Genomic DNA, 10,879 nt, shown 5'->3' with positions numbered 1-10,879 from the left:
CGGGGGTGGCCGTGGCCACCGGGGCGGCGGCGGATGCCGCGGCCGGGGCTGCGGCCGGTGCGCTGGGCGCGGCCGGGGCTGCGGCCGGTGCGCTGGGCGCGGCCGGGGCTGCGGGGGTGGCCGCTGCCGGCGCGACGGCGGGTTCGACCGGGGTGGGCTCGGCCGGGGCCGGCTCGTTCAGGGCGGTTTCGGCCGGGGTCGCCGGCTCGGCGGCCGCGGCGGCGCCGGTCGCTCGGGGGTGCGCGAATCCGGCGGGCGGCCAGGGCTCGCCCCCGACGACGCGCGGCAGCCCGCGACGCAGCGCGACGGCGTCGCCGTCTCCGGTGGCGGCAGCGGCCTGCGCGGCTGCGGTGGCCGCTGGGCCCGCGGTCGCGGTCGCGGTCGCGGTGCGGGGCTGCTCGAGTGTCGCTTCCGCACGGTCCGCGGCATCCGCACCCACCGTTTGCGACACCGGAGCCGCGCCGGCGGGCGCGGGCGCGCGGGTCGCGGGCGCGGGTGCGGCGCCGGCGGGTGCGGCGCCGGCGGGCGGCCAGGGCTCACCCCCCGGTACGCGCGGGAGTCCACGGCGCAGCGAATGGGTGACCATGGACTGCTCGGGTGTCGCTTCCGCACGGTCCGCGGCATCCGCACCCACCGTTCGCGACACCGGAGCCGCGCCGGCGGGCGCGGGTTCGGCGGGCGCCGGCTCGGCGGCGTCCGGAGCGGGGGCAGCGGGCGCCGCGGCGGCAGCGGGAGCGGGCGCCGCAGCGGCGGGAGCAGGAGCGGCAGCAGCGGGGGCACCAGGAGCGCCCGCCCCAGCCTCCGGGGCTGCGGCCGCGAGCGCCGCGGGAACCTCGCCGGCCGGCGGCCACGGCTCGCCACCGGTCACACGGGGAAGTCCCCGGCGCAGCGTCCGCCCGTACGTCGCCATACCTACTTGGCCTTGTTCGCCTCGAGCGCCGCGATCAGCTGCGGCACGACCTGGAACAGGTCGCCCACCACGCCGAAGTCGGCGATCTCGAAGATCGGGGCGTCGCCGTCCTTGTTGATCGCGACGATCGTCTTCGCCGTCTGCATGCCCGCCTTGTGCTGGATCGCGCCGGAGATGCCCAGAGCGACATACAACTGCGGCGACACGGAGACTCCGGTCTGACCGACCTGGTAGGAGTACGGCACGTAGCCGGCATCCACCGCGGCACGCGACGCGCCGATGGCAGCGCCGAGCACGTCGGCGAGCTGCTCGACGAGAGCGAACTTCTCCTGCGAGCCGAGACCGCGGCCGCCGGAGACGACCTTGCCGGCGCCGCGCAGTTCGGGACGGGTCGACGTCACAGCCGCTTCCTCGAAGGACTCGATCGTCGCGGCGGGGGCTCCGGATGCCGTGACCTCGAGAGCCGTGACGGCGGGTGAGCCCACAGCCTCGGCGCGGGCGTCGACGGCGCCCTGGCGAACCGTGACGACGTACGCACCGAATGTCGGCGCCGACGTGACGTTGTACGCGCCGCCGTAGACGGAGTGCTGAGCCAGCACGCCCTCGTCGTCGCGGGAGACGCCCACCGCGTCGACCGACAGCGCACGCCGCGTGCGGGCGGCGAAGCGACCCGCGATATCGCGACCCTCGATGGAGTTGGAGATGAGCACCGCATCGGGCTGCACGAGGTCGGCGGCCGCGGTGAGGGCGTCGACGAGCGGCACGGTCAGCGCGGTGTCGGCGCCGCCGAGGTCGGCCACGAGCACCGCCTGCGCGCCCAGGGCGCCGGCGGCAGCGGCGAGCTCGTCGTGGCGCTCGGCGCCCGCGACGATCAGTGCGACGGGGGTCCCCACCGACGCGGCCGCTCCGAGCAGGCCGGCCGCCGACTTGGCGAGCTCACCGCTCGGCAGCACGTCGAGGTGGACGAGGATCGAATCTGCAGCGAAGTCACTCATGGTGCCGATACCCCTCACGCCAGCCGGTTCTCGATGAGGAACGCGGCGAGCTTCTCGCCCGCATCGCCCTCGTCGGTGATCTTCACACCCGCCGAACGCGGCGGTTTCTCGCTGACCGCGGTCATGATCGAGCGGGCGACGGTGTCGACACCGGCATCCACGTCGAGGTCGGCGAGGGAAATCGTCTCGAACGGCTTCTTCTTCGCCGCCATGATGCCCTTGAAGTTCGGGAACCGCGCGTCAGGCAGCGCCTCCGTCACGGAGATGACGGCGGGAAGCTGCGCCGTCACGCGCGCACTGCCGGCATCGGTGATGCGGGTGCCGGAGACGGATCCCTCGGAGATCTCGACCGAGCCCAGCGCTGTGGCGTGCGGCACGTTCAGGTGCTCGGCGATCATCGCGCCGATGACACCGCCGGAGCCGTCGGTGGACTGGTTGCCCGTGATGACCAGGTCGAACCCGGTGCGCTTCACCGCAGCTGCCAGCACTTCGGCGGTCAGACCCAGGTCGGCACCGGCGAGGGCCTCGTCGACGACCTGCACGGCGGATGCCGCACCCATCGCGAGTCCCTTGCGGATCGTGGCCGCAGACGCCTCCGGCGCCATCGACAGCACGACCACCTCGGTACCCGGGTTCTTGTCGGCGTAGCTCAGCGCGACCTCGAGCGAACGCTCGCCGATCTCGTCCAGCACCCGCTCACTCGCGTCACGGTCCGCCAAGCCCGTTTCGAGACTCAGCTTGCGGTCACCGTAGGTGTCTGGCACCTCTTTGACCAGCACGACAATCTTCATCGACTCTCCTCACGCCTGCCCTCGCAGTCTAGGCGTGCGGCGCACTATGTACCCAATCAGCCCGATGAGCGCGGGCTTCGCGCCCATCGACGGCTTCTGTGTATGCATAAGCGCCACTTCGGCGGCGAAGCGGGCATGCACCGTCCTACAGTCTGTGCATGCACATCCCCCACCCACGCGCGGATGACGCGGCGGTGCTCGTCGGGCTCACCGGTGGGATCGCGGCCGGAAAGAGCACCATCGCGCGCGCCCTCGCAGAGCGTGGCGCGCGGATCATCGACGCAGACGCGATCGCGCGCTGGATCGTCGATCCCGACCTTCCGGAGGGACGCACGCTGCTGGAGGACATCGCCGCGCTGCTCGGCCGGACATCCCTCACCGCTGAGGGCGCCCTGGACCGAGACCGGGTGGCGTCGATCGTCTTCGGAGACGACGATCTCCGGCGCAGGTACAACGCGATCGTGCACCCGGCACTTCGCCGGGAGATAGGCCGGACCATCGATCGCGAGCGCCGCCGGGGCCCCGGCGTCGTCGTTCACGAATACCCGTTGCTGACGCGCCACAGCCCGCCCGTGCCTTGGACCTACAACGTGATCGTCACCGTCGAAGCCGACGCGGACCTGCGCATCCGCCGACTGCAAGACAGTCGCGGACTGTCCGCCGCCGACGCGCGTCGCAGAGTCGCCGCGCAGGGGGACGAGGCGGACCGCGTCGCGATCGCCGACATCGTCATCCGCACCGACAGCGGCAGCGGCGACACCCCCGGCACCAGCGACACCGTGGCGGAGCTCTGGCGTCTTCTGACGAACGGGTAGCCGCAGCCCCGCGGTGACCGGCTCAGCGAGACTCAGCGGCTCCGGTCCACGGCCGCGACGATCTCGCTCAGCTCGCGCTCGACATCGTCGCGTGCGTAGCCCAGCAGCCGCACCTCCGCCTCGTCCGGCTCATAGCGGATCACTGCCCCTCGCCCCTGGACGATGAACCGATCCGGCTGGTACGGATGGTCCTCGTCGCGCTCCTCGACGACCCGCGTGCTGCCTGCGACGTCCGCCAGCAGCTGGAAGTACTCGCGGTAGGTGAAGTTCCGGTCGCCTACGAGGTACGCGCGCCCCGACTCTCCCGCGGCCAGCGCGCCCAGCACAGCCTGCGACAGCGACCGCACCGACATGTAGTTCGTGCCGCCGGTGGGCGCCCACAGTTCCGGCTCCTCGATCTCGCCGCGGACCCAGGAGACCAGGCGAGCGAATCGGCGCAGCGCCCGGGCATCGGAGACACCCACGATGGATGGCGGGTTCAGCGTGATGGCCGCGAATCCGGCATCGCTCAGCGCGCGGCTGCGGTCGTCGGCGTTCCTACGTGCCGCGACGTAGGGCAGACGATGCGCCCACTCCGGATGCAGGTGATGGTAATAGCTTCCGATCTGCACGAACCGGCCCACGCCTGCCTCCTTGGCCAGGGCCGCGAAGCGCGGCACGCCGACGCTCTGCACCCTGTCCCAGAACTCCGGGTCCTCGTCCTCGGCCCGCACGTGGCGAATGTCGTTCCCTGCGGCGAAGACGATCGCGTCGAACCCCTCGAGGTCGCGAGGCGACAGGCTCGGAGAGCTGTAGTCCGCCACCAGCCGCGGCATCCCCACCACCGCAGGCGGGTCGGTCTCGCTCGCGGGGCGGCGGGACTGCGCCGTCACGTGCGCGCCGGCGGCGGCCAGGTCGGCGGCGATACGGCTGCCGATCATGCCGGTCGCGCCCACGACGAGGATGCGGCCGGTCACGCGAAGTCCGCCCGCGCGTCGGTCAGCACCGCGCGACCGTCGTGGTCCAGCTGGAACCGGCCGTCGTCCCACAGGCGCACGTCGAGCACGTCCCCGGGAACGACCGCTCCGCTGAACCGTCCCTCGAGCCGCACCAGGTCGGCAGGGTGGGCGTCGCGCAGCCGAGCGACCTCGAGTGTCGCGGCAGCGAGGGTGCACAGTCCCTGCAGGATCGGCTTCGGCTGGCCGATGCGGGCGGATGCCGCAGGGTCGATGTGGATGTGGTGCTTGTCCCCCGTCAGCCGGTACAACGCGGCCTGAGCCGGGAACGTGCGCAGCAGGCTCCGCCGCGGTTCCCCGGCGGCATCGGCCGCGGCCCGTGAAGGCCCGCGCTCGCCACCGAAGCCCCCGAACCCGGGCGCGAACAGGGCCCAGGTCGCCGTGAACTCCGCGCATTCCACGATCACCTCGAAGACGGCGGCGCTGCCCTTGTCCCACACCTCGCCGACCCGCGCCGCCAGCCGCAGCTCGCCGGCGGCCGGAAGGGGACGGTGCACCACCAGCGTCTGCGTCCCGTGCAGGGCACGATCGTCGAATGCCCCGGCATCCGCCAGCACGTCGGGCGCCCACTGCGCCAGGGTCAGTCCGAACGTGGGGAGAACCCGCAGCCGGTCCTCGAATACCAGGTCGAGGTCGTCCGCGGAGGCGCCGACGGCGAGCGCGTAGAGGATCGCGTCGTCCGCGTCGTAGCCCACGGTGCGGGTGCCCAGCTCCCGCCCCGCCCACTCAGCGGCGCTCATGCGCCGTACACCGGCTCTGGCGCAGCGGCCTCGGCCACCATCGCCCGCACGGCGTCGCCGACCTCGGCGGCACGCCAGCGTCGGTCGACGTCGCGAACCGGCCCGTGGCGCCAGCCTTCCTCGAGGCAGATGCGTCCGCCCTCGATCTCGAGCACACGGCCCGTGATGGAGCAATCGGCGCTGGCCAGCCACGCCACCACGGGCGAGACGTTCGCGGGATCCATGCGGTCGAAGCCGTCCTCCGGCGCGGCCATCTCCGCCGCGAAGACTCCCTCGGTCATGCGCGTGCGCGCGGACGGCGCGATGGCGTTGACCGACACCCCGTACCGGGCGAGCTCCTGTGCCGCGACGAGCGTGAGCGAGGCGATTCCGCCCTTCGCCGCCGAGTACGCGGCCTGTCCGACGCTCCCCTGCAGCCCGGCGCCGGAGGAGGTGTTGATGACGCGCGCGGACGGCATCCGCCCGTCCTTCGCCTCTGCGCGCCAGTACGCGCTCGCGTGCCGAAGCGGGGCGAAGTGACCCTTGAGGTGCACGCGGATGACGGCATCCCACTCGTCCTCCTCCGCGTTCACGATCATGCGATCGCGGACGAATCCGGCGTTGTTGACGAGGATGTCGAGCCGGCCGAACTCGGCGATCGCCTGCGCCACGAGCTCGCCCGCCTGGGCGTAGTCCGCGATGTCGGACCCGTTCGCGATGGCGACGCCGCCCTCCGAGCGGATGACGTCGACGACGTCCTGGGCGGGACCGGTGGAGACGCCGTCGCCGTCGAGCGACGTTCCGAGGTCGTTGACCACGACCCGCGCTCCCTGCCGTGCCAGCTCCAGCGCGTGCTCGCGCCCGAGCCCGCGCCCGGCGCCCGTGACGATGGCGACCCGGCCCTCGAGTATTCCGGTCATTCGACTCTCCTTTGAGACAGCACAATGCAGACACCACCATACCAACCAAGCAATTGCTAGGTAAACTCTTCACAGACAACCAAGCAAGTGTTAGGGTGCAGAGCAAACGTTAGGTTAGGTGGCGACGATGTCCCTGAGTTCCGAGGTGCGGCCCGACGGCGTGCGCATCATCACGATGTCCTACCCTCCGGTGAACGCCCTGCCGGTGCAAGGCTGGTTCGACGTGGCCGCGGCGATGCGCGAGGCATCCGCCGACGATGCCACGCGAGCCGTGGTCCTGAGGGCGGAAGGGCGCGGCTTCAACGCCGGCGTGGACATCAAGGAGATGCAGCGCATCGAGGGGTTCTCCGGGATCCTCGGCGCCAACCGCGGATGCTATGAGGCGTTCAAGGCCATTTACGAGTGCGCCGCGCCGGTCGTCTCCGCCGTCAACGGCTTCTGCCTCGGAGGCGGAGTGGGCCTGGTGGGCAACAGCGATGTCATCATCGCCGCCGACGACGCCTACTTCGGCGTGCCCGAGGTCGACCGCGGCGCCCTCGGCGCCGCCACGCACCTCTCCCGCCTCGTGCCCCACCACATGCTGCGGTCCATGTACTACACCAGCCGCACCGTCACGGCGCAGCGACTGGCGGAATTCGGCTCGGTCACCGCGGTGGTCCCGGCCGCCGAGCTGACCGACGCCGCCGTCGCGTTCGCCGCCGAGATCGCGGCGAAGGACCCGCGCGTCATCCGAGCGGCGAAGGAGGCGCTCAACGGCATCGACCCGATCGACGTCAACCGCAGCTACCGCCACGAGCAGGGGTACACGTTCGAGCTCAACCTGGCGGGCGTCGCCGACGCGCACCGCGACGAGTTCGTCGCATCGGGGGGATCGCCGACCGCATGAGCGCGCTCGCCCGCGCCGCCAAGGTCGCCGCTCACATCGACGACGGCGCCACCATCGGCATCGGCGGCTGGGGCTCCCGACGCAAGCCCCTCGGCCTGGTGCGGGCGGTGGTGCGCTCCGGCGCCCGCGACCTCACGGTGGTCAGCTTCGGCGGCCCGGACGTGGGCATGCTGTGCGCGACGGGACAGGTGTCGACGGTGGTGCACGGCTTCGTCAGCCTCGACTCGATCGGCATCGATCCGCATTTCGCTGCCGCCCGCGAGGCGGGGCGCATCCGCACCGTGGAGCTCGACGAGGCGATGCTCGTCGCCGGGCTCCGCGCCGCGGCGCGTCGCCTGCCGTTCGAGGTGACCCGGGCGGGCGCAGGGTCGGATGCCGTGACGCGCAACCGCGGGATCCGCACCGTCGTCTCCCCGTACGCCGACGGCGAGGAGCTGGTGGCGATGCCCGCGATCACGCTCGACGTGGCACTGCTGCACCTGGACCGCGCCGACACGGCGGGCAACGCGGTGTGCACCGGACCGGACCTCTTCTTCGACGACCTGTTCGCCGGCGCGGCGGCGAAGACGATCGTGAGCGCGGAGCGCATCGTGCCCACGGCGGACCTGCTGTGGGACGCCCCTCCGACCACGGCCATGCTCAACCGCACCCTCACGGACGTCGTCGTCGAGCTGCCCGGCGGTGCCGGGTTCACCGCCCATCCCCCGCATGCGCCCCGCGACGAGCGCCTGCAGCGCGCGTATGCGGACGCCGCAGCCTCCCCTGAACACTGGCGGGCGTTCCGGGAGCGCTTCATCGACGTCGACGACGACGCCTACCGGCTCGCGGTGAGCGCCTTCCACCGGGAGGAAGCGCGGTGACCGCGCCGACGACCCGGGCCGAGGTGGCCGCGACGGCCTGCAGCGACCTCTTCCGAAACAGCGGCACGATCCTGGCCAGCCCCATCGGCGTGATCCCGTCGATCGGGGCGCGGCTGGCGCGCCTCACGCACGCTCCCGACCTGCTGCTCAGCGACGGTGAGGCCGGGCTCTACGCCGACACGCCCGCCGTGGACGAGCCCTTCCGGGAGCTGGAGTGCCTCTTCCCGTACCGGGAGCTGTTCGAGCTCATCGCGCGAGGACGCCGCCACGTCGTCATGGGCGCGGCGCAGCTCGATCGCCACGGCAATCAGAACCTCTCGGCGATCGGCGACCGCGACCGCCCGACTCGTCAGCTGCTGGGCGCGCGCGCCGCAGCGACGAACACCGTGAACCACGCCACGAGCTACTGGGTGGCGCGGCACAGCACGCGGGTCTTCGTCGAGCAGGTCGACGTCGTCACCGGGGTCGGGCCCGCGCGCGCGGCGGCGACCGGGGCGTCCCGCCACCAGGACCTGCGCCGCGTGGTCACGAACCTCGCCGTCCTCGACCTGTCGGGCGCCGGCGGCACGATGGCGCTCGTCAGCACCCACCCGGGCGTGACCGTCGACGAGGTCGTCGCGGCGACCGGATTCGCGCTTCACCTGCCCGCCGACATCCCCGACACCCGTCTTCCCACCCGCGAAGAGCGCGACCTGATCCGCACCCGGATCGACCCCCGCGGCCTTCGATACCGAGAGGTACCCGCATGACGACCACCCCGATGATCTCCACGGCGCTCACCGAACTGACGGGGGTCGATCACCCGATCGTCCAGACGGGAATGGGCTGGGTCGCCGGCGCACGCCTGGTGTCGGCATCCGCCGAGGCCGGCGCGCTCGGCATCCTGGCGTCGGCCACCATGACCGCGCAGGAGCTGGAGGCCCAGATCATCGAGGTCAAGGAGCGCACCTCCCGGCCTTTCGGTGTGAATCTGCGCGCCGACGCCGGCGACGCCGCCGAGCGCGTGGAGCTGCTCATCCGCCACCAGGTGAAGGTCGCGAGCTTCGCGCTGGCGCCCAGGCGGGAGCTGATCGACCGGCTCAAGGACAACGGCATCGTCGTCATCCCCTCGATCGGGGCCGTGCGCCACGCCGAGAAGGTGGCCTCCTGGGGTGCCGATGCGGTGATGGTCCAGGGCGGCGAAGGCGGCGGCCACACCGGCGCCGTGCCGACGTCGATCCTGCTCCCCTCGGTGGTGTCGGCCGTGGACATCCCGGTGATCGCCGCCGGCGGGTTCCACGACGGCCGCGGACTCGCGGCAGCGCTCGCGTACGGCGCGGTGGGCGTGGGCATGGGCACGCGCTTCCTGCTCACCAGCGACAGCTCCGTCCCCGATGCCATCAAGCAGCGCTATCTCGGCTTCGGGCTCGACGGCACGGTGGTGACCACGAAGGCCGACGGGATGCCGCATCGCCTCCTGCGCACGGAGTACATCGAGCAGCTCGAGAGCCGTGGAGCTGTGGGTCGGCTGCTGCCGACTCTGAAGCGCTCGCTCGCGTTCAAGCGCATGTCGGGACTCACCTGGCGCGCGCTGATCGGTGACGGACTGGCGATGCGCAAGGCGGGCGAGCGCAGCTGGACCCAGATGGCCCAGGCCGCCAACACCCCCATGCTGCTCAAGGCCGGCCTCGTGGACGGCGACACCCGCGCCGGCATGCTCGCCGCCGGCCAGGTCGTGGGGCTCATCGACGACCTGCCCAGCTGCGAGGAGCTGGTGGACCGCATCGTGCGCGACGCGGTCCACCACCTGCGCGCGGCCGCGGCTCGCGTCATCGCGTGAGCCGCGGCGGCGTCAGAGCCGCTCGATGATGGTGACGTTCGCGACGCCGCCGCCCTCGCACATCGTCTGCAGTCCGTAGCGGCCTCCGGTGCGCTCCAGCTCGTGCAGCATCGTCGTCATCAGGCGCGTCCCGGTCGCTCCGATGGGGTGACCCAGGGCGATCCCACCCCCGTTGACGTTCACCCGCTCGCGCTCGACGCCGGTCTCCTGCATCCACGCCAGCACGACCGACGCGAACGCCTCGTTCACCTCGAACAGGTCGATGTCGTCGACGGTCATCCCCGCCTTGTCCAGGGCGTGGGCGGTGGCCGGGATGGGAGCGGTGAGCATCCACGCCGGATCCGCGCCGCGCACCGAAAGATGATGCACGCGGGCACGCGGGGTCAGCCCGTGCGCCTGCACCGCCCGCTCCGAGGCAACCAGCACCGCGCTGGAGGCATCGGAAAGCTGCGAGGCGACGGCGGCGGTGATCCGCCCTCCCTCCACCAGCACGGGCAGGCCGGCCATCCGCTCCAGCGACGTGTCGCGGCGCGGGCCTTCGTCAGCGGCGAGGCCCGCGATCGGCGCGATCTCCCGGGCGAACCGTCCCTCGTCGGCTGCGGCGGCGGCACGTCGGTGACTCTCCAGCGCGAACTGCTCCATCTGCTCACGGCCGATGCCCCAGCGCGCGGCGATCATCTCGGCCGCGCGGAACTGGGAGATCTCCTGATCGCCGTAGCGCGCCAGCCACCCGGGCGACTCGGCGAAGGGCGTGGTGAACCCGTACTCCGCCCCCGCGACCATCGCGGCCGAGATCGGGATGGCGGACATGTTCTGCACGCCGCCCGCGATCACGAGGTCGTTGGTGCCGCTCATCACGGCCTGCGCCGCGAAGTGCACCGCCTGCTGGCTCGACCCGCACTGCCGGTCGATCGTGACGCCGGGGACGTGCTCCGGGAACCCGGCGACGAGCCACGCCGTGCGCGCGATGTTGCCCGCCTGCGAGCCGAGGGTGTCAGTGCAGCCGAGGATGACGTCGTCGACGGCCCCCGGGTCGATGCCCGCACGTTCCACGAGCGCACGCAGCGAGTGCGCGGCGAGATCGGCGGAGTGGATGCCGGCGAGGGAGCCGCCGCGCTTCCCGACGGGAGTGCGGACGGCCTCGACGATGTAGGCGGTTGTCATCTCAG

11 protein-coding genes and 1 pseudogene are annotated in these 10,879 nt (G+C 72.3%); 5 read left to right on the top strand and 7 right to left on the bottom strand.

Annotation, left to right across the window (positions count from 1 at the left end; all coding sequences use genetic code 11):
• From NQ165_RS09995 to NQ165_RS09985, 3 genes and pseudogenes are all read right to left on the bottom strand, one after another.
• Nucleotides 1-910: pseudogene (locus tag NQ165_RS09995) on the bottom strand (hypothetical protein); the annotation flags it as partial.
• A gap of 2 nt (nucleotides 911-912) precedes the next feature.
• Nucleotides 913-1,905 carry an electron transfer flavoprotein subunit alpha/FixB family protein gene (locus NQ165_RS09990; RefSeq protein ID WP_257533134.1) on the bottom strand — a complete coding sequence of 331 codons (993 nt, stop codon included), beginning with the start codon at nucleotides 1,903-1,905 and terminating at the stop codon, nucleotides 913-915.
• A gap of 14 nt (nucleotides 1,906-1,919) precedes the next feature.
• On the bottom strand, nucleotides 1,920-2,696 hold the full coding sequence (locus tag NQ165_RS09985) for an electron transfer flavoprotein subunit beta/FixA family protein (RefSeq protein ID WP_257533133.1): 777 nt from the start codon (nucleotides 2,694-2,696) through the stop codon (nucleotides 1,920-1,922).
• A gap of 158 nt (nucleotides 2,697-2,854) precedes the next feature.
• Here NQ165_RS09985 and coaE point away from each other — a divergent pair, with 158 nt between their 5' ends.
• Complete coding sequence (gene coaE / locus NQ165_RS09980) at nucleotides 2,855-3,511, top strand: dephospho-CoA kinase (protein WP_257533132.1); 657 nt, start codon at nucleotides 2,855-2,857, stop codon at nucleotides 3,509-3,511.
• Nucleotides 3,512-3,543: 32 nt separating this feature from the next.
• On the opposite strand, the gene NQ165_RS09975 is transcribed toward coaE, so the two are convergent.
• Genes NQ165_RS09975 through NQ165_RS09965 form a run of 3 tightly spaced genes read right to left on the bottom strand, consistent with a single transcriptional unit; the run spans nucleotide 3,544 to nucleotide 6,145 of the window.
• Nucleotides 3,544-4,467 (bottom strand): NAD(P)-dependent oxidoreductase, encoded by a 924-nt coding sequence (locus NQ165_RS09975; protein WP_257533131.1) that lies wholly within the window; start codon nucleotides 4,465-4,467, stop codon nucleotides 3,544-3,546.
• Nucleotides 4,464-5,246 carry a MaoC/PaaZ C-terminal domain-containing protein gene (locus tag NQ165_RS09970; protein WP_257533130.1) on the bottom strand — a complete coding sequence of 261 codons (783 nt, stop codon included), beginning with the start codon at nucleotides 5,244-5,246 and terminating at the stop codon, nucleotides 4,464-4,466. Before NQ165_RS09970 ends, NQ165_RS09975 begins: the two co-directional genes overlap by 4 nt.
• A complete protein-coding gene (locus tag NQ165_RS09965) occupies nucleotides 5,243-6,145 on the bottom strand; it encodes an SDR family oxidoreductase (protein ID WP_257533129.1) in 903 nt (300 codons plus the stop codon). The genes NQ165_RS09970 and NQ165_RS09965 overlap by 4 nt, the downstream gene beginning before the upstream one ends.
• Before the next feature lie 127 nt (nucleotides 6,146-6,272).
• Between NQ165_RS09965 and NQ165_RS09960 the strand changes: the two genes are divergently transcribed.
• Genes NQ165_RS09960 through NQ165_RS09945 form a run of 4 tightly spaced genes read left to right on the top strand, consistent with a single transcriptional unit; the run spans nucleotide 6,273 to nucleotide 9,710 of the window.
• A complete protein-coding gene (locus NQ165_RS09960) occupies nucleotides 6,273-7,031 on the top strand; it encodes an enoyl-CoA hydratase family protein (protein WP_257533128.1) in 759 nt (252 codons plus the stop codon).
• Nucleotides 7,028-7,891 (top strand): CoA transferase subunit A, encoded by an 864-nt coding sequence (locus NQ165_RS09955; RefSeq protein WP_257533127.1) that lies wholly within the window; start codon nucleotides 7,028-7,030, stop codon nucleotides 7,889-7,891. Before NQ165_RS09960 ends, NQ165_RS09955 begins: the two co-directional genes overlap by 4 nt.
• Nucleotides 7,888-8,640, top strand: coding sequence for a CoA-transferase subunit beta (locus NQ165_RS09950; RefSeq protein ID WP_257533126.1), 753 nt, complete (start codon nucleotides 7,888-7,890; stop codon nucleotides 8,638-8,640). Before NQ165_RS09955 ends, NQ165_RS09950 begins: the two co-directional genes overlap by 4 nt.
• Nucleotides 8,637-9,710, top strand: coding sequence for a nitronate monooxygenase family protein (locus tag NQ165_RS09945; RefSeq protein WP_257533125.1), 1,074 nt, complete (start codon nucleotides 8,637-8,639; stop codon nucleotides 9,708-9,710). Before NQ165_RS09950 ends, NQ165_RS09945 begins: the two co-directional genes overlap by 4 nt.
• 12 nt (nucleotides 9,711-9,722) lie before the next feature.
• Here the strand turns inward: NQ165_RS09945 and NQ165_RS09940 are convergent, their stop codons facing one another.
• Nucleotides 9,723-10,874, bottom strand: coding sequence for an acetyl-CoA C-acetyltransferase (locus NQ165_RS09940; protein ID WP_257533124.1), 1,152 nt, complete (start codon nucleotides 10,872-10,874; stop codon nucleotides 9,723-9,725).
• Nucleotides 10,875-10,879: the final 5 nt, after the last annotated feature.

Origin of the sequence: Microbacterium sp. zg.Y1084, assembly GCF_024623595.1 — a bacterium.
In the GTDB taxonomy this organism is placed as follows: domain Bacteria; phylum Actinomycetota; class Actinomycetes; order Actinomycetales; family Microbacteriaceae; genus Microbacterium; species Microbacterium wangruii.
The sequence above is the reverse complement of the archived record's forward strand: the minus strand, read 5'-3'. Positions and strand labels throughout refer to the sequence as shown.